The organism is Serratia sp. OLAL2, from assembly GCF_002752475.1.
Classification (GTDB): domain Bacteria; phylum Pseudomonadota; class Gammaproteobacteria; order Enterobacterales; family Enterobacteriaceae; genus Serratia; species Serratia bockelmannii.
Window position 1 is genome coordinate 70,914 of record NZ_MSTL01000020.1, and the last position, 18,922, is coordinate 89,835.

At 61.1% G+C, this 18,922-nt stretch carries 17 protein-coding genes; 10 read left to right on the forward strand and 7 right to left on the reverse strand.

Features of this window, described 5'->3' with window-relative positions; translation table 11 throughout:
* Positions 1-3 precede the first annotated feature (3 nt).
* The 5 genes from BVU99_RS22250 to BVU99_RS22270 form a co-directional block, all read right to left on the reverse strand.
* A complete protein-coding gene (locus BVU99_RS22250) occupies positions 4-756 on the reverse strand; it encodes a hypothetical protein (RefSeq protein ID WP_025304773.1) in 753 nt (250 codons plus the stop codon).
* 172 nt (positions 757-928) lie between these two features.
* Positions 929-1,963, reverse strand: a complete 1,035-nt coding sequence (locus BVU99_RS22255; RefSeq protein ID WP_025304774.1) for a LacI family DNA-binding transcriptional regulator — start codon at positions 1,961-1,963, stop codon at positions 929-931.
* Between the two features lie 124 nt (positions 1,964-2,087).
* The gene (locus tag BVU99_RS22260) at positions 2,088-2,750 is read right to left on the reverse strand and encodes an OmpA family lipoprotein (protein WP_016929583.1); all 663 of its coding nucleotides are present in this window, start codon (positions 2,748-2,750) and stop codon (positions 2,088-2,090) included.
* Between the two features lie 246 nt (positions 2,751-2,996).
* Complete coding sequence (locus BVU99_RS22265; protein ID WP_043140746.1) at positions 2,997-3,449, reverse strand: N-acetyltransferase; 453 nt, start codon at positions 3,447-3,449, stop codon at positions 2,997-2,999.
* On the reverse strand, positions 3,446-4,012 hold the full coding sequence (locus BVU99_RS22270) for a DNA-3-methyladenine glycosylase I (protein ID WP_025304776.1): 567 nt from the start codon (positions 4,010-4,012) through the stop codon (positions 3,446-3,448). The genes BVU99_RS22265 and BVU99_RS22270 overlap by 4 nt, the downstream gene beginning before the upstream one ends.
* Positions 4,013-4,208: 196 nt before the next feature.
* Here BVU99_RS22270 and BVU99_RS22275 point away from each other — a divergent pair, with 196 nt between their 5' ends.
* The 8 genes from BVU99_RS22275 to BVU99_RS22305 all read left to right on the forward strand — a co-directional run bounded on the left by BVU99_RS22275 (position 4,209) and on the right by BVU99_RS22305 (position 15,276).
* Positions 4,209-6,197, forward strand: coding sequence for an autotransporter domain-containing protein (locus BVU99_RS22275; RefSeq protein ID WP_099816908.1), 1,989 nt, complete (start codon positions 4,209-4,211; stop codon positions 6,195-6,197).
* Positions 6,198-6,527: 330 nt separating this feature from the next.
* Complete coding sequence (locus BVU99_RS25195; RefSeq protein ID WP_127146956.1) at positions 6,528-6,707, forward strand: hypothetical protein; 180 nt, start codon at positions 6,528-6,530, stop codon at positions 6,705-6,707.
* Positions 6,708-6,928: 221 nt separating this feature from the next.
* A complete protein-coding gene (gene glyQ, locus BVU99_RS22280; protein WP_043140757.1) occupies positions 6,929-7,846 on the forward strand; it encodes a glycine--tRNA ligase subunit alpha in 918 nt (305 codons plus the stop codon).
* A 9-nt stretch (positions 7,847-7,855) separates the two neighbouring features.
* Entirely contained in the window at positions 7,856-9,925 is a 2,070-nt protein-coding gene (glyS, locus tag BVU99_RS22285) for a glycine--tRNA ligase subunit beta (protein WP_049207117.1), read from the forward strand.
* Between the two features lie 319 nt (positions 9,926-10,244).
* Positions 10,245-10,964 (forward strand): DUF3053 domain-containing protein, encoded by a 720-nt coding sequence (locus BVU99_RS22290; protein ID WP_025304780.1) that lies wholly within the window; start codon positions 10,245-10,247, stop codon positions 10,962-10,964.
* Positions 10,965-11,506: 542 nt separating this feature from the next.
* Complete coding sequence (locus BVU99_RS22295) at positions 11,507-13,426, forward strand: PTS mannitol transporter subunit IICBA (protein ID WP_025304781.1); 1,920 nt, start codon at positions 11,507-11,509, stop codon at positions 13,424-13,426.
* Between the two features lie 58 nt (positions 13,427-13,484).
* Complete coding sequence (locus BVU99_RS22300) at positions 13,485-14,630, forward strand: mannitol-1-phosphate 5-dehydrogenase (RefSeq protein WP_049295024.1); 1,146 nt, start codon at positions 13,485-13,487, stop codon at positions 14,628-14,630.
* A 94-nt stretch (positions 14,631-14,724) separates the two neighbouring features.
* Complete coding sequence (locus BVU99_RS22305) at positions 14,725-15,276, forward strand: MltR family transcriptional regulator (protein WP_016929575.1); 552 nt, start codon at positions 14,725-14,727, stop codon at positions 15,274-15,276.
* Here BVU99_RS22305 and BVU99_RS22310 read toward each other — a convergent pair.
* A complete protein-coding gene (locus BVU99_RS22310; RefSeq protein WP_025304783.1) occupies positions 15,273-15,881 on the reverse strand; it encodes a LysE family translocator in 609 nt (202 codons plus the stop codon). The two genes, BVU99_RS22305 and BVU99_RS22310, sit on opposite strands and share 4 nt — an antisense overlap.
* Positions 15,882-16,023: 142 nt before the next feature.
* Between BVU99_RS22310 and BVU99_RS22315 the strand changes: the two genes are divergently transcribed.
* Both BVU99_RS22315 and BVU99_RS22320 read left to right on the forward strand, forming a co-directional pair.
* Positions 16,024-17,490, forward strand: a complete 1,467-nt coding sequence (locus tag BVU99_RS22315; RefSeq protein ID WP_025304784.1) for a PLP-dependent aminotransferase family protein — start codon at positions 16,024-16,026, stop codon at positions 17,488-17,490.
* Positions 17,491-17,563: 73 nt separating this feature from the next.
* On the forward strand, positions 17,564-17,926 hold the full coding sequence (locus BVU99_RS22320) for a YibL family ribosome-associated protein (RefSeq protein ID WP_025304785.1): 363 nt from the start codon (positions 17,564-17,566) through the stop codon (positions 17,924-17,926).
* Positions 17,927-17,937: 11 nt separating this feature from the next.
* Here BVU99_RS22320 and BVU99_RS22325 read toward each other — a convergent pair whose 3' ends face one another.
* The gene (locus BVU99_RS22325) at positions 17,938-18,717 is read right to left on the reverse strand and encodes a class I SAM-dependent methyltransferase (protein ID WP_043140768.1); all 780 of its coding nucleotides are present in this window, start codon (positions 18,715-18,717) and stop codon (positions 17,938-17,940) included.
* Positions 18,718-18,922: the final 205 nt, after the last annotated feature.

Consider the following 18,922-nt stretch of genomic DNA (forward strand, 5'->3'; position numbering starts at 1 on the left):
GGGTTACTCCGCACGCAAGATATTGACGTAATGGCGGGTGACGGCTTCCAGGTCATCGCCCTGCAACGGGAATTCGATACCGCGCGGCGCATCGTGCGGCAGGCGGGCCAACAGGTCGCGCCAGCTGCCGTCGGTCTCGTCCAGCGCGATGGCGCGCCAGCCGCGCGGGCCTTGGGTGGCGGCTTTGACGTGCACGTAACCGACGTGGCGGGCCAGGCGTTCGGCGGCGGCGAAGGCGTCTTGCCCCACCCACAGCCAGTTGGCCATATCGAAGGTCATGCTGACCGGCAGGTGGCTATCTTCCGCGGCGTGGAAAAAGGCGTTCAGCATCGACAAAATGCCGCAGTCCGGCGTTTGGTCGTTCTCGACCACCAGCTTGACCGGGTGTTGCTCCAGCGCCACTTTCAACTCGGTAAAATCAAAGCCGGGGCGGAAATGGCCGAGGGAGAGCTTCAGCTGGCGCGCGTTCAGCGCCTGCGCTTCCGCCAGCAGCGCCGACAGGTTGGGGTTCAGCGTATGTTGCGGTGTGAACAGCGCCTCAGGGGCGGAATAGACGGCGAACAGCTGCTGGCGATCGATCTCTTGCGCCAGCGCCGGCAGGCTGTCCAGTTCACCGGCGGTGAACAGTTCGCGGCGGATCTCCACTCCGTCGGCGCCCGCGCCGGCGATGATGGGCAACAGCGCGCGCTGGCCGCCGTGTTGTTTGACGGTATCGGTGCCGTAGGCGCCGGTGACCACGATGATTTCTGTTTTCATTTTGACTCCTGAGGCGGCATTGTCGCCGCCGCTGCTGTTACCGGTACGTTAAATGGAACCGGTTCCAGCGAAAAGCGACAGAGTGTAAAAATATGATCGCAATCACGAAGCTGAGCAAAAAACAGCCGATGCAGATAGAGGCGGGGCGGTCAACGGCCCCGGAGAAGGTGGATTAGCGGGTGGTGGAGCCGCGGACGATCAGCTCGCCGGAGAACATCTGCTCGCCGCTGGGGGTGGCCAGGCCCTGAATGCGCTGCACCAGCCGCTCCAGCGCCGCGTGCCCCATTTGGTAGGTAGGTTGTTTCAGCGTGGTGATGCCGACGCCCGCCAGCTCCGCCCACTCCAGCTCGTCAAAGCCCAGCAGGCCGATGTCGTTGCCCCACTGGATGCCGAGCCGACGCATGGCGCGCGCCACCTGCAGCGTCAGGGCGCCGTTGGCGGAGATCACCGCTTTGCGCATGCCGCGATGGCGGCCGCTGAAATCGCTCAGCACCTGCTCCAGCTTCTGCCGATCGTTGAGCGGCGTTTCGGCCTGCTCCGCCAACAGCGCGGGGTGCTGCGCCATGGTATGTCTGAAAGCGTGCAGGCGTTCGAGACGGGTATTAACCGTACCGAGCGGCTCGCTGAGGAACAGGATCGCTTCGAAACCTTGTTGCAGCAGGTGTTCGGTGGCGACGGTGGCGGCTTCGCGGTTGTTCAGGCCCACCACGTCGCAGGCGAAGTCGGGGATTTTTCGATCGATCAGCACCATGGGCAGCATCGACTGTTGCAGCGTGGATAATGCTTCCTCGCGCATGCCGACCGCGTTGACCACGATGCCTTCTACCCGGTAACTGCTGAGCAGCTGCAGGTAGTGCTGTTCCTGATTGACTTCGTTGTTGGTGTTACACACCAGCAGGGTAAAACCGTGTTGACGGCAGGCGGCCTCGATGCCGCGCATCACGTCCACCGAATAGGGGTTGGTGATATCGGCGAGGATCAGGCCGATCAGGCGGGTCTGGCCGCCCTTCAGGCTGCGCGCCATCTGGCTTGGCCGGTAGTCGAGCTGCTGGATAGCCTGTTCGATGCGCTGTTTGAGATCGTCGGAAAGCAGGTGCTGTTCACCATTCAGATAGCGCGACACGCTGGTCTTGCCGGTTTTGGCGATGCTGGCCACATCGCTGATGGTGGCGCGTCCTGAGGTGCGCGTTGCCTTGCCTGTGCTCACAGCCGATCCCTCCTGCGGTTAATTGCCAAGGAGACTACCATACCCGATGTGCGAGCGGGAATATTGAAGGATAAGGAGAAAGTCGGGAGGAAGCGGCGGGGCACCGGTGGCGCCCCGCACGGGATTACTGCAGCGGGCTGAGGGTGATCTCGACGCGGCGGTTTTGCGCCTTGCCTTCCGCGGTGCTGTTGGAGGCGATCGGGTTGTCCGGGCCGGCACCGGTGGTGCGGATACGGTTCGCCGCCACGCCCTGGGTGATCAGCGCGCTGGCTACGCCGTCGGCGCGCTGCTGCGACAGGTTCATGTTGAGCGAGCGGGAGCCGGTGCTGTCGGTGTAGCCGACCACGTTGACCGCGGTTTTCGGATACTCTTTCAGCACCATGGCGACGCCGGTCAGGGTGTTGGCGCCCGCCGGTTTGAGCGTGGCGCTGCTGCTGTCGAAGGTCACATTATTCGGCATGTTCAGCACGATGTTGTCGCCCTGGCGGGTGACGCTGACGCCGGTACCTTTCATCTTGTCGCGCAGTTTGGCTTCCTGCACGTCCATGTAATAGCCTGCGCCGCCGCCGAGGGCTGCACCGGCCGCTGCGCCGATCAGCGCGCCCTTGCCGCGATCTTTCTTGGAAGAGGACAGCACGCCGACGCCGGCGCCCAGTGCGGCACCGAGGCCCGCGCCGATGCCGGATTTACCGACTTCGGATTCGCCGGTGTAAGGGTTGGTGGTACAGGCCGACAGCGTGAGCGCGACGCTCACTGCGCCGGCAATAATTGCAATGCGTTTTTTCATGTTCTTGTCCTTAATGGCATCAATTCTGTACGCGCCGGCCCAACACGGGGGCGCAAAAAGTAGGCGACGCAGGTGGGGCTCGCATCACCGCGCTACTATGACGCGTTGGCTCGCCGGCAGTTCCGGAGAAAAACGTGACAAATGATGAGCGCGGGTAAGTGCTGGGGGAGTTATGCGATAAAACGCCGGGCGGCGCCATGCAGCGGATTCCTAATTGCGCGCCGCCAGGGCGCGAATGCGCCTTTTTTAACCGTAACCGGTTGAATTCTCGATTGCCGGCCAGTTCATGATCAGCGTATAGGCTTGGGTTTCGTCGTTAAACAGGCGTTGCGTCACCTGAAAACCGTGCTTGTGGTAGAACGCGCAGGCTCGCAGGTTCTGCTGATACACCTCCAGGCTGAGCCGGCGGTAGCGCTGCTGCACGTGCGTCATCAGCGCCTGGGCGACGCCGCGGCCGTGATACGCCCGATCGACGAACAGCGCGCCGATGAACTGCTCGTCCAGCACGCTGATAAAGCCGACGATCTCGTCGTTATGCCAGCAGGCCCAGCTTTGCGCGCGCGGCAGGTAGTTTTCCCGCACCAGTGCGGCGCTCTCATGCCAGTATTTTTCCGCCACGAACGGATGGGCGGCGATGGTGCTGGGCAGCCACAGCGCCATCAGCCGTTCGATATCCTCTGGGCCACAGGGGCGGATCACCGTGGCTTTGGGTAGCACATGCACCCCGTGAGATGATCGTTCACCAGCCCGCTGGCCTGCATGAAGGCGTAACAGATCGTGGAGCCGATAAACTTGAAGCCGCGCTTTTTCAACGCTTTGGACATGGCGTCGGACTGCTCGGTTTTAGCCGGCACCTGGCTCAGCGCCTGCCAGCGGTTGAGCTGCGGCCGGCCGCCGACGAAGTCCCAGATGAAGGTAACGAAATTCTCGCCGGACGCCTCCATCGCCAGATAGGCTTTGGCGTTGGTGATGATGGCTTCTATCTTGCCGCGGTGGCGGATGATGCCGCTGTCCTGCAGCAGGTTTTCCACGTCCTGCTCGGTCATGGCGGCGACCCGCTGCGGATCGAAACCATGGAAAGCACGCCGGTAATTCTCGCGCTTTTTCAGGACGGTGATCCAGGAAAGGCCGGCCTGCTGCCCCTCCAGGCACAGCATTTCAAACAGCTCGCGCGCGTCGGTGGTGGGCGCGCCCCATTCCTTGTCGTGATACTCGAGATACAACGGATCGGCCGTCACCCAACCGCAACGTTCGTCTGCCATCCTGACTGTCCTTATGCTGTGTTTATGAACAGTAATCATCGCTCGAAGCGCCGAACTTGGCAAGCCTCTGATTGTTTTGTCATCAGCCCGCTTGACGTGGTGAAAAAGCCGACAATAGTTACTACATGGCCGGTGGAAAACCGGCCAACGATAAAAACGACATTGCCTTCATTTGCAGGCTCTCAGGAGTCGATTCATGCCTCTAAAAATAACGTGCATGCCCCGCCCGGCGGCGCTTGCAGTGGCGTTGCTTTGCAGTATGACCCTTCCGGCTCAGGCGTACGATCAACTGTACGTCTTTGGCGATAGCCTGAGCGATACCGGCAACAACGGCCGGTTCACCTATGACGGCAGTCAGCACCTGCTGTACGACGAAGCGTTGGCGCAACGCATCGGCGCGGCGCTGGTGGCCTCGGACAACGGCGGTGAAAACTACGCCGCCGGCGGCGCCGTGGCGGTGCCGGGCCTGAACCCGGTCGACAACACCCAGGATCAGGTGCAGCGCTACCTGAATCGGGTTAACGGCCAGGCCGATGGCGACGGTTTGTATATTCACTGGATCGGCGGTAACGATTTGGCGGCGGCGGCGCTGAATGCCGCTACCGCGCCCGGCGTGGCCTATAACAGTGCCGCGGCCGCCGCCGCGCAGGTGCATTCGCTGCTGAACGCCGGTGCCGGCACGGTGATCGTGCCGACGGTGCCGAACATCGGCTCCACGCCGCAGCTGATGGAACTGATCATTCAGCAGGCGCTGCCGCCGGTACAGGGGGCGGCGATCCAGGCGGCCTATGCCACGCTTAATTCGGTGGCTACCCCGGACAACGCTTCGCGCACGCAGGCGATCCACGCGGCGTTGGCCGCCGCGGCGAAGCAGGGCAGTGCCATTCCTCAGGTGCAGCAGGCGATCGCCGCGCAGCTTATCGCGGCGTATGACAGCCTGAGCGCGCAGGCCGCTCAGCTGACCGATTTCTATAATCAAAGTGAAGACCGTCTGCTGGCGCAGGGGGGCGGCAATATCGTGCGGGTGGACGTCAACAAGCTGTTCGCCGAAGCGATCGCCAATCCGGCGCAGTTCGGCTTCGCCAACACGGCCGGCATGGCTTGCCCGGCGGGCGTTTCCTCGGCGGTTTGCCGTTCCGACATGCCCGGCTTCGACGCTGGCCAGTCCTATCTGTTCTCCGACCATTTCCACCCCAGCCCGCAGGCGCACCTGCTGATTACGGATTATATTCAGGCGGTGTTGGATGGCCCGGCGCAGGTGGTGGCGCTGAATCAGGCGACGGCGGCGATGGCGCGTGACAGCCGCGCCACGCTCGACAGCCGTTTCCAGCAGCTGCGCAACGGCGACAACCCGCAGGGCTCGCTGGGCGTGTTCGGCGGCTACGCCGGCCAGCACTACGACTATGCCGATAATCGGGCGGCGGGGGACGGCAACGCCACCACCCACAACCTGACCGTCGGCGTGGACTATCAACTGACCGACAGCTGGTTGATCGGTGCGTTGATCGCCGGTTCCAACGACGATCAGCATCCTTCCAGCCGTTTTGATTACAAGGCGCGTGGGCTGCTGCTGTCAGCCTTCAGTTCGCTGGCGCTGTTCGAGCACGGTTGGGTCAACGCCGATCTGCACTATGCGAGGATGGATTATGACGACATCCGCCGCAGCATGCGGCTGGGGCCGCTGACGCGTACCGAAACCGGGTCGACCACCGGCAAGCAGTGGGGCGCGCGCGTGACCGCCGGCTATGACTTCCCGATCGCCTCTTACCTGACCACCGGGCCGGTGGCGCAGTTCGCCTGGGACTACAGCCGCGTTTCCGGCTACAGCGAAGATGGCGATGACAGCACCGCCATGCGCTTCAACGATCAAACCTATCACTCGCAGATCGGCGCGTTGGGCTGGCGGCTGGATACGCAATTCGGCGTGTTTAACCCCTATGCGGAAGTGAGTTATCAGCATCAGTTCGGCGATGACGTCTACCGCGCCGGCGGCGGCCTGAAATCGACGCAAACCTCGTTTACCCGCGACAGTGCGGGCCAGGACAAAAACTGGGTGGATGTCACGCTGGGGGCCAACATGCCGTTGACGGACAGGGTATCGGCCTTCGCCACCGTTTCGCAAACCGGCGGGCTGAGCAGCGGCGAGCAGTTTATGTATAACGTCGGCGTCAGCGCACGTTTTTGAATTGGCCATCGGCGCGCTCAAGGGCGCAGGATAGTCATAAGGTCTGATAAGGGATTTATGAGGAAGGCGGCCTGGGGGGAATTATGCGGGCCGCAATGACGTTGGCGGAAATACAAAAAAAAACTGATCCTATGAAAGGATCAGGTAGCCACTTGGCCAACACCAGGGAAAATTTTATTTATTATTGTATAACCAAAGATTAACTGTCAATTTGTTTCTGTGGCCCGTTAGCGCCGTCTTTCATCCCTGGCCGTTCCTCCCATGCCCCGACCGTCGGCACGCCGCGTGATATCGCCTTATTGTTCACGATAATAAGAAATAATCTGGCACTTGATCACATTATCTCTCGATGAGGGGAGTTTTTTAGTTGATAAAATTAACAAAAATAACATTGTCGCAACTTTATCTCGTGGCAAATATAAAGATACACGCACGGAAATCAGCCTGAATTTGACCGGCGAGGGGAGAAATAGCGTTCAGCTAATTGACTATTTAAACGGCGGTGAGTGATATTTTTGTTTAGATACTCTAATGTTTTTGCCGGGTGTGTCTTTCTGAACGGCGAGGCGACCGGCCGGCGCGTTGTCCTTCCCTCGGTGCCCGCCGCGTGAAAATCCAGCGCTTCTCACCCCGATTCGCACTTGTTGCCGGATTCTGGCTGTATATCTTACGGTCAAAGGGTATACTGGCGCATTCCATCTAAATCCACTTGTATCGCGTGCGAATTCAACATGCAAAAGTTTGATACCAAGACCTTCCAGGGCCTGATCCTGACACTGCAGGATTATTGGGCGCGCCAGGGCTGCACCATCGTTCAACCATTGGACATGGAAGTCGGCGCGGGAACCTCACACCCGATGACGTGCCTGCGCGCACTGGGGCCGGAGCCGATGGCGACCGCCTATGTGCAGCCATCCCGTCGCCCGACCGACGGCCGCTACGGCGAAAACCCGAACCGTCTGCAGCACTACTACCAGTTCCAGGTGGTGATTAAGCCATCGCCGGACAACATTCAGGAACTCTACCTGGGCTCGCTGAAAGAGCTGGGTCTGGATCCGACCATCCACGACATTCGCTTCGTGGAAGACAACTGGGAAAACCCGACGCTCGGCGCCTGGGGCCTGGGTTGGGAAGTGTGGCTGAACGGCATGGAAGTGACGCAGTTCACCTACTTCCAGCAGGTCGGCGGCCTGGAGTGCAAGCCGGTAACCGGCGAGATCACCTATGGTCTGGAGCGTCTGGCGATGTACATCCAGGGCGTGGACAGCGTATACGATCTGGTGTGGAGCAACGGCCCGCTGGGTGTCACCACCTACGGCGACGTGTTCCACCAGAACGAAGTGGAGCAATCCACCTACAACTTCGAATACGCCGACGTCGACTTCCTGTTCTCCTGCTTCGAGCAGTACGAGAAAGAAGCCCAATCGCTGCTGGCGCTGGAAAAACCGCTGCCGCTGCCGGCCTACGAACGCATCCTGAAGGCGGGCCATACCTTTAACCTGCTGGACGCGCGCAAGGCGATTTCGGTGACCGAGCGTCAACGCTACATTCTGCGCATCCGCACGCTGACCAAAGCCGTTGCCGAAGCCTACTACGCTTCCCGCGAAGCGCTGGGCTTCCCGATGTGCAACAAGAAGAACGAGAACTAAGAGGCAGCCATGACTCAACAGACTTTCCTGGTGGAAATCGGCACGGAAGAGCTGCCGCCGAAGGCGCTTCGTTCCCTGGCGGAATCTTTCGCCGCCAACTTCACCGCCGAGCTGGACAACGCCGGCCTGGAACACGGTGACGTGAGCTGGTTCGCCGCACCGCGCCGCCTGGCGCTGAAAGTGGCCAACCTGAGCGCGGCACAGGCCGATCGCGAAATTGAAAAACGCGGCCCGGCGATCGCCCAGGCGTTCGACGCCGAAGGTAAACCGAGCAAAGCGGCCGAAGGCTGGGCGCGCGGCTGCGGCATCACCGTCGATCAGGCTGAACGCCTGGTGACCGACAAGGGCGAGTGGTTGATGTACCGCGCCCACGTCAAAGGTCAGTCGGCGCAACAACTGCTGGCCGGCATGGTCAGCACCGCGCTCGGCAAGCTGCCGATCCCGAAACTGATGCGCTGGGGCGATTCCGACGTGCAGTTCGTGCGTCCGGTGCACACCGTCACGATGCTGCTGGGCGCCGATCTGATCCCAGGCACCGTGCTGGGCATCGAATCCGCGCGCACCGTGCGCGGCCACCGCTTCATGGGCGAAGCCGAGTTCACCCTCGACAATGCCGACCAATACCCGCAGATCCTGCTGGAGCGCGGCAAAGTGGTCGCCGACTACGAAGCGCGTAAAGCCCTCATCAAGCGCGATGCCGAACTGGCGGCGCAGAAGATTGGCGGCAAGGCCGATCTGAGTGAAAGCCTGCTGGAAGAAGTGGCTTCGCTGGTGGAATGGCCGGTGGTGCTGACCGCCAAATTCGAAGAGAAATTCCTGGCGGTGCCGGCGGAAGCGCTGGTGTACACCATGAAGGGCGACCAGAAGTATTTCCCGGTGTACGACGCCGCGGGCAAACTGCTGCCGAACTTTATCTTCGTAGCCAACATCGAGTCGAAAGACCCGCAGCAGATCATCTCCGGTAACGAGAAGGTGGTGCGTCCGCGTCTGGCCGACGCCGAGTTCTTCTTCAACACCGACCGCAAGAAGCGTCTGGAAGACAACCTGCCGCGCCTGGAAACCGTGCTGTTCCAACAGCAGCTGGGCACCCTGCGCGACAAGACCGACCGCATTCAGGCGCTGGCGGGCTGGGTTGCCGGCCAGATCGGCGCTGACGTCAACCACGCCACCCGCGCGGGCCTGCTGTCGAAGTGCGACCTGATGACCAACATGGTGTTCGAATTCACCGACACCCAGGGCGTGATGGGCATGCACTACGCGCGCCACGACGGTGAGGCGGAAGACGTCGCCGTTGCGCTGAACGAGCAGTATCAGCCGCGCTACGCCGGCGATGCGCTGCCGCAGTCGCTGGTGGCCTGTTCCCTGGCGATCGCCGACAAGATGGACACCCTGGCCGGCATCTTCGGCATCGGTCAGCATCCGAAGGGCGATAAAGACCCGTTTGCGCTGCGCCGTGCCGCGCTGGGCGTGTTGCGTATCATCGTCGAGAAAAACCTGCCGCTGGATCTGCAGACACTGACCGAAGAGGCCGTGCGCCTGTACGGCAGCAAGCTGACCAATGCCAAGGTAGTCGACGAGGTGGTGGAATTCATGCTGGGCCGCTTCCGCGCCTGGTATCAGGAAGAAGGCCACGCGGTCGATACCATTCAGGCGGTGTTGGCGCGCCGTCCGACCAAGCCGGCCGACTTCGACGCGCGCGTCAAGGCGGTATCCCACTTCCGCACGCTGGACGAGGCGGCGGCGCTGGCTGCGGCCAACAAACGCGTCTCCAACATTCTGGCGAAGTCTACCGAAACGCTGAACGACAGCGTGCGCGCCTCGGTGCTGAAGGACGCGGCGGAGATCCAGCTGGCGACTCACCTGGTGGTGCTGCGCGACAAGCTGCAGCCGTACTTCGCGGCGGGCAACTACCAGGAAGCGCTGGTGGAACTGGCCGCGCTGCGTGAGCCGGTGGATGCGTTCTTCGACAACGTGATGGTAATGGCGGACGATGCGGAAGTGCGCGTAAACCGCCTGACGCTGCTGAGCAAATTGCGTGAACTGTTCCTGCAGGTGGCGGATATCTCCGTACTGCAGTAAACGGCTCTGTGCTGTGAAAAGGCGCCTGCGGGCGCCTTTTTTATTTCCGTTTCCTGGGTGCGAAGGCAAGGTCGCCTGGCGACTTGGGGGGCGACTTGGGGGGCGACTTGGGGAAATTGAAGCGTCCGGTCGCCGACGGCAATGAACCTCAGTGCGTTTTGCGCACGATGTTCAACCGCCTCCGGCCGAGACAATGTTCACCGCAAACGGAATCGCGTATCGGAACGCCGCCAGTTGATCTATTCTTATAGGCGCACGGAGTGCGCAAAAAGGGGCGGAGTCCAATGAAAAAGCAGGTTTATAACAGGAGTTATGTCACATGGCGGTAGGGATCCAGAGCAGAGGTTTCGCGCGTTGGTTGGCACCGGTATTGGCATTGTTGGTGGTCATGCAATTGACCGCCTGCGGCGATAAAGAGCCGGAACAGCGCAAAGCATTTATCGATTACTTACAGAATACCGTGATGCGCAGCGGGGCGAACATCCCCACGCTGAGCGAAGACCAGAAGCAGAAGTTCGGCAACTATGCCGGTGATTACGCGATTTTGGTCGGCTTTTCGCAGCAGTTGTCCAAGTCGGTCGGCGCCAGCCTGACCCCGGCGCTGGATCAGATTAACCAGATCCGCACCGCGCAGGACTACCTGAACAAACGCGACGCGCTGCAGCAATCGGTCGGGGCGTTGAACCTGCTGGGCCAGCAGATCCAGTCGGCCAAATCGCAGGCGGATACTGCTCACGCGGCGCTGAAACAGCCTGACGATCTGAAGGCGGTGTACAACCAGGCCTATGACAAAATCGTCACCGCACCGGCCAACGCCTTGATGCCGGCGATCCCGACCACCGCCAGCTTTGTGCAGGATCTGGTGCAGGTCGGCGATTTCCTGCAGAGCCAGGGAAATCAGGTCAGCTTCAACAACAACGGCGTGCAGTTCCGTACCGCGCAGCAGGTGGCGCAGTACAACACCATGATGTCGAATCTGGTGGCCAAACAGCAGAACCTGATGAATGCGCAGAAGACCATTCAAAGCGTGACGCAATAATAACGCGTCCAGGCGCGAAACAGGCCGGCATTGCCGGCCTGTTTTATTTCCCCTCAGCGTTTCCAATAGCTTGCTGGTTTATTGCGCAGGCTTCTGTACTACACTTCAATTAATCCATTCATTAGGCAATGTAGTTTTCTTTCATTCATCACTTCGCTAGTTCCCGGCGGGATGAGTGCTCACAGGGAAGATCAAACAGAGCGTTGCGATCGGCGCTGCAGCTAAAAATAAATTGTGACTAATGTCACAATTCAAAAACAAAACGCCAATTTAAAAATGTGATCATAGTCACTTTATTGGGGGTTTTGTGGCGACTTTTTTCTCACTGTGCTTTTTTTACACGTCATAAGTGTGATCTTTATCACTATAAATGAGGGTTTGTTGGGGTGTTGTATGTGACTTGTATCACAAAAAATTCGTGAAGTTCGCGTGACAAAAACAGCGTGATAGAGTCCGTTTCGCATACAGCGGCAACACGGCTGGATCGTCACAACAATAATCACGCGCTCTATTGTCAGCGCGTAACAATAGGGGTGTGTTTTATGTTTTCACCAGACATCAAGGTTAAAGTGCAAAACTTTGGCCGCTTCCTGAGCAACATGGTGATGCCCAACATCGGCGCCTTTATCGCCTGGGGGATTATCACCGCGCTATTCATTCCAACCGGCTGGCTGCCGAATGAAACCTTAGCCAAGCTGGTCGGCCCGATGATCACCTACCTGCTGCCGCTGCTGATCGGTTATACCGGCGGGCGGCTGGTGGGCGGCGATCGCGGCGGCGTGGTCGGTGCCATCACCACCATGGGCGTCATCGTCGGTGCCGACATGCCGATGTTCCTCGGCTCGATGATCGCCGGCCCGCTGGGTGGCTGGGCTATCAAGCATTTCGACCGCTGGGTGGACGGCAAGATCAAAAGCGGCTTTGAAATGCTGGTGAACAACTTCTCCGCCGGCATCATCGGCATGCTGCTGGCGATCCTGGCCTTCCTGGGCATCGGGCCGCTGGTGGAGGTGCTCTCCAAGCTGCTGGCGGCGGGCGTGCACGTGATGGTGAAGAACAACCTGCTGCCACTGGCGTCCATCTTCGTTGAACCGGCGAAAATCCTGTTCCTGAACAACGCCATCAACCACGGCATCTTCTCGCCGCTGGGTATCCAGCAGGCCACGGAAGCCGGCAAGTCGGTGTTCTTCCTGATTGAAGCCAACCCAGGCCCGGGCATGGGCGTGCTGATGGCCTACATGTTCTTCGGCCGTGGCAGCGCCAAGCAATCCGCCGGCGGTGCGGCGATCATTCACTTCCTGGGCGGCATCCACGAAATCTACTTCCCTTACGTGCTGATGAATCCACGTCTGCTGCTGGCGGTGATCCTGGGCGGCATGACCGGCGTATTCACCCTGACGATGCTGAACGGCGGCCTGGTTTCTCCGGCTTCCCCGGGTTCGATCCTGGCGGTGCTGGCGATGACGCCGAAAGGCGCCTACTTCGCCAACATTGCGGCGGTGTGCGCAGCCTTTGCCGTCTCCTTCGTGGTGTCCGCTTTCCTGCTGAAAACCTCCAAAGTGAAAGAGGATGACGATCTGGAAGCCGCGACCCGCCGCATGCAAGAGATGAAATCGCAGTCCAAAGGCGGCGCAGCGGCGCCAGCGTCGGTCGACGGCGATCTGAGCACCGTGCGCAAAATCATCGTCGCCTGCGATGCGGGCATGGGTTCCAGCGCCATGGGCGCCGGGGTGTTGCGCAAGAAAGTGGCGGACGCCGGGCTGAAGAACATCTCGGTGACTAACAGCGCCATCAACAGCCTGCCGGACGATGTGGATCTGGTCATCACGCACCGCGATCTGACCGAGCGCGCGATGCGCCACGCGCCGCAGGCCCAGCACATCTCGCTGACCAACTTCCTCGACAGCAAGCTGTACAGCGATCTGGTCGACCGTTTGGTAGCGGTCAACAAAACCACCGACAACCAGCAGAAGGTGCTGGGCGCGCTGGACGACAGCTTCGAAGCCGGGGAACCGAACCTGTTCAAGCTGAGCGAAAGCAATGTGTTCCTCAACCTGCAGGCTAGCGACAAAGAGCAGGCGATCCGTTTCGCCGGCGAGCAGCTGGTGAAAGGCGGCTACGTCGAGGCGGAGTACGTGCCGGCGATGCTGGAGCGCGAAAAGCTCACCTCCACCTACCTGGGCGAGTCGATCGCCGTGCCGCACGGCACCATCGAGGCCAAAGACCGGGTGCTGCGCACCGGCGTGGTGTTCTGCCAGTACCCGCAGGGCGTGCGCTTCGGCGATGAAGAGGATGAAGTGGCTCGGCTGGTGATCGGCATCGCCGCGCGCAACAACGAGCATATTCAGGTGATCACCAGCCTGACCAACGCGCTGGATGACGAGAGCGTGATTGAGCGGCTGGCGAATACCACCAGCGTCCAGGAAGTGCTGGACCTGCTCGGCGGCAAAAAAGCTGGATAACAGAATCATTTTAAAGGGTGCAGCGTGCTGCACCCTTCGACATTAAGAAGGTAGAGTTATGAAAGCATTACATTTTGGCGCAGGGAATATCGGCCGCGGTTTTATCGGCAAGCTGCTGGCGGACGCCGGGGTTGAACTGACCTTCGCCGACGTCAATCAAACGGTGCTGGATCTGCTGAACAGCCGTAAAAGCTACGCGGTGCACGTGGTGGGCGAGCAAGAACGCGTGGAGCGCGTCAACAACGTCAGCGCCGTCAACAGCGGCAGTGAGGCGGCGGTGGCGCTGATCGCCGAAGCGGATCTGGTGACCACCGCCGTTGGCCCGCAAATTCTCGCCAAAATCGCCGGCACGATCGCCAAAGGGCTGGTGCTGCGTCATCAGCAGGGCAATGTGCAACCGCTGAACATCATCGCCTGCGAGAACATGGTGCGCGGCACCAGCCAGCTGAAACAGCATGTGTTCGCCGCGCTGCCGCAGGATGAGCAGGCATGGGCTGAGCAGCATGTCGGCTTCGTCGATTCGGCGGTCGATCGCATTGTGCCGCCGACGGACAGCAACGACCCGTTGGAAGTGACGGTGGAAACCTTCAGCGAATGGATCGTCGATCAGACCCAGTTCAAAGGCCAGCCTCCGGCGATCGCCGGTATGGAGTTGACCGATAACCTGATGGCGTTCGTCGAGCGCAAGCTGTTCACCCTCAACACCGGTCACGCCATCACCGCCTACCTCGGCCAACAGGCCGGGCTGCAAACCATTCGTGACGCCATTCTCGACCCGGCGATCCGCCGCGTGGTGAAAGGGGCGATGGAAGAGAGCGGCGCGGTGCTGATCAAGCGTTACGGCTTCGACGCCGACAAGCACGCCGCCTACATCAACAAAATCCTCGGCCGCTTCGAAAACCCGTATCTGCACGACGACGTCGAGCGCGTGGGCCGTCAGCCGCTGCGCAAACTGAGCGCCGGCGATCGCCTGATCAAACCGCTGCTGGGCACGTTGGAATACGGCCTGCCGCATGCCAACCTGATCCAGGGCATCGCCGCCGCCATGAGCTACCGCAGCGAACAGGATCCGCAGGCGCTGGAGTTGGCGGAACTGCTGAACACGCTCGGGCCGAAAGCCGCGCTGGCGCAAATTTCCGGCCTGCCGGCGGAAAGCGAGGTTGTAGAAGAGGCCGTTGCTGTGTATAACGCCATGCACAAGTAGAATCGTGATGATGAACACCCGAGCGCAGCTTGCTGCGCTCCTGCAACCCGAGTTCGGCATCGACGGCCCTCCCCACGCCTTTCGAAAAGCGACGATGGAAGAAGCACAGGCATTTGAAAACCAGGTTCTGGAAAAGCTGAACGCGGGCAAAACGGTGCGCAGCTTCCTGATCGCAGCGGTAGAGCTGCTGGCGGAAGCGCTCAACGTGCTGGTGGTGCAGGTATTCCGCAAGGATGACTACGCGGTGAAATATGCCGTCGAACCGCTATTGTCCGGCAGCGGCCCGCTGGGGGAGCTGTCGGTGCGCCTGAAGCTGATGTACGGCCTGGGGGTGATTTCCCGCCACGAATATGAAGATGCCGAGCTGCTGATGGCGATGCGCGAAGAGCTGAACCACGACGGGTCGGAATACCGCTTCGTCGATGACGAAATTCTCGGGCCGTTCGGCGAGCTGCACTGCGTGGCCGCGCTGCCGCCGGTGCCGACCTTCCTGCAGCCGGGCGAGGCGGATGAAGCGCTGATCGCCATGCAGCGCCAGCGCTATCAGCAGATGGTGCGCTCCACCATGGTGCTGTCCATTACCGATCTGATCGCCGGCATCGGCGCCAAACAACCTTCCCGACTCTCTCCTCTCGGCCGCGGCTAAGCAAAGGCCGCGCGCCACTCGTCGAACAACAGCCACAGCGCGGTGGCGGCCATCAGTCCGGACATCACGCCGTTGAAGGCGCGCAGTTTCCAGGTCACTCGCAGCGCGTTGCGCAACCGGTCGCCCAGCACCGCCCACAGCAGCACGCACGGCAGGTTCAGCAGCGCGAAACCGGCGATGACCGACAGCGTATGGACGAAGGTGGCGCCTTCGCGCGGGGTGAACAGGATCGCCACGTTGATCACCATCAGCCAGGCTTTGGGGTTGACCGCCTGAAACAGTGCACCGTTGAGCAGGCTCATCGGCTGCGCCTGCTCTTTGGCGTCCGGCGAGGCCGCCTGAAACAGCTTCCATGACAGCCACAGCAGATAGGCGCAGCCGATCACCGCCAGCGGGAGGCGGATGACGCCGGCCCAGCTCAACGCCAGCGCCAGCAGCGGGATAATGATCGCCAGCTGTACCGCACAACCGACACAGATGCCAAACAGCATCGGCAGGGTGCGGCGCAGGCCGAAGTTGACGCCCGACGAGGCCAGCAGCAGGTTGTTGGGGCCGGGGGTGATCGACATGACGGTGACGTAGCTGACAAAGGCGGAGTCCAGCATGGCAGGTTCCTTGAAAATGACGGTGATAACGAGAGGATCAGCATAATCGCTGCAATGGGATGGTGACAGAACCACAAATCGGATATTGTCATGGTTACAGTTGTGCAAAATGTAAACTGTACCCATTACTTGGAGAGAAACTGTGACCTTGCTCGATGAAACCCCGGATACCCGCTACCTGCAGCTGGCGGATACGTTGGCCGAGGCCATTCGACGCGGCACGCTGCTGCCCGGTGACCGCTTGCCTTCGGTGCGGCGCTGTGCGCAAACGCACCGCGTCAGCATCAATACCGTGGTGTCGGCTTACCGCACGCTGGAGGATCGCGGGCTGATCGAAGCGCGACCGCAGTCGGGGTTTTATGTCCGCAGCACGCTGCCGGCGCTGAAGATGGCCTCGGCGCCCAGCGGCCGCATCGAGCCGCCGGCGGACGACGTGCTGGCGCTGATCGATACGGTATTCGCCGCCCAGCAGAATCCGGCCTTCACTAACATTGCGCTGGCCTGCCCGCAGACCAGCGACTTCTATCCCGGCGGCAAGCTGGGGCGTATGTTGTCTTCTCAGCTGCGCCGCCAGCCGGATCTGATCGGGCAGTATCCGTTGCCGCCCGGCAGCCTACGGCTGCGCCAGCAGATCGCCCGCCGCTCGATGACGCTGGGCATGTTGCTGGAGCCGGGCGACGTAGTGCTGACCCATGGCTGCATGGAGGCGCTGCAGCTGGCGCTGCGCGTCACCACCAAACCGGGTGACTGCGTCGGGCTGGAGTCGCCAACCTATTTCTATCTGCTGCCGCTGCTGGCCAGCCTGGGGCTGAAAGCGCTGGAAATCCCCACCGATCCGCAGCTGGGGCTGTCGCTGGACGCGCTCGAGTTGCTATTGAACGAGAAGCGGCTGAACGCGGTGATCGCCATGCCGACGGTGCAAAACCCGTTGGGCTGTACCATGCCGCTGGCGGCGAAAAAGCGGCTGGCGCGGCTGATGAACGATCATCAGGTGCCGTTGATTGAAGACGGGCTGTATGCCGAGATCCAGTTCGGCGGCGCGCTGTCGCCGGCGGTGAAGGCGTTCGATCGCGACGGCTGGGTGCTGTTTTGCTCCAGCTTCACCAAAACGCTGGCGCCGGATTTTCGCGTCGGCTGGATCTGCGGCGGCCGTTTTCACGAGGCGTTGCGCAAGCTGAAGGCGGTGTCGTCGATGTCCGAGTCGCAGCTGCTGTCGGAAACGCTGGCGACCTTCCTGGAGAGCGGAGGCTACGATCACCATTTGCGCAACCTGCGCAAGCGCTATGCGGCGCAGGTCGACGAGGCGCGGGCGCTGATCGCCCGGCATTTCCCACGCGGCACGCTGGCCACGCAGCCGGCGGGCGGCTTCGTGTTCTGGGTCGAATTCCCTCCCGGCGTGGACAGCGTGGCGCTGTTCCATCAGCTGTTGGAGGAGCAGATCTGTTTGACGCCGGGCACCCTGTATTCGCCCAGCGGGCGCTACCGCAACGCGCTGCGGCTCTCCTGCTGCTACCCGTTCAACGCGCGCTACACCCAGGCGTTGGCCCGGCTCGGCGCCAAGGCCTGCGAGATGAGCGGCCTGCCGCCCGGTATTGCGCAGGACGGGTAACGGCGCGCGCCTTTTGCTACAATGCCGGTATCATTGATTAGCGTGCCATTTTGGGCACAACGGGCCAGAGACCATGAAAGAGAAAGAAAAGGCAGAGATCAAGCGCCTGAGCGACCTGCTGGACGCCTTGAACCACAAAGACGCCACCGTGATCCAACAGGGCAACCCTGAGTTGATCGCGCAGCACACCAAAGAAAAAGAGAAACTGGCGACGGAGATCGAGCGCCTGAAAGACGTGCGTGGCGAGAAGCTGAGCGCCGAAGCGCAGAAGCTGAGCAAGCTGCCGTTCAGCCGCGAGATCACCAAGAAAGAGCAAGCCGATATGGGCGCGCTGAAGAAAAGCGCGCGCGGGCTGATTGTGGTGCACCCGATGACCGCGCTGGGCCGCGAGATGGGCCTGAAAGCGGTCACCGGTTACGCCAAGAAAGCGTTCTGAACCCCCGGGCGTCAGACCTTGGTGGTGAAATACGCCTTGGTCTGATAGGGCACGGTGACCGTGTCCTGGCCCTGCAACTCCTCTTCTTCCGCCACCAGCTGGCGCAACCGATCGATAACCTGCTCCTGTTGCGCCTGTGGCAGTGCGGCGATAAAGCTGGTTGAACGTACCCGGTTGTAGATCACGTCCTCCACCGCGCCGCGGTGGCCCAGCATAAACACCTGCTCCTGCAGCGGTTCAAAGCCTTTGAACGGGAAGAATTTGCGCCATTCGCCGGTATAGAAACGCGGCGCATCGCCTTCGTGGCTATCGACGATCTGATTCAGTTTACGCACCCAACCGACGCGCGCATCGCGCATGTTCCACACCAGACCGAGTTTGCCGCCGGGCTTGAGAATACGCTGGATTTCCGCCAGCGCCTGCGGCGTGGCGAACCAGTGGAAGGACTGGGCGCACACCACGGCATCGACCGACTCGTCCGGTAGCGGGATCGCGTCGGCGGTGCCCGCCAGCGTTTTCACCTGCGGCAGCGCCGCCGACAATTTTTCCAGCATTTGCGGCACCGGTTCGACGGCGATCACCTGCGCGCCGGTTTCCAGCAGGCGCGGAGTGAACTTGCCGGTACCGGCGCCGAGATCGATGACCGTCATGCCGGCGTGCAGGCCGATAGACTCACGCAGCCAGGCGGCGATTTCCGGCGGGTAATCCGGCCGGCCTTTCACATAGCGATCGGCGTTGGCCTGATAGCCCTCGGCGGCGGCGTGATGAATCGAATGGGTCGGGGTGGTCATATACCTGGCTCCTGGCTGAAAAACACGCGGCTACAGTATATACCCGTCATACTTGAAGCTGCATCTGTGTTGACTGCGAGCGCTCACCCCAGTCACTTACTTGAGTAAGCTCCTGGGGACTCCCGCTCTTGCCGCCGTGATGCAACTCCAATTATTTAGGGTAATGGGCGGAAGAAGAGGGTTAACGCGGCATTCGGCGCACGTT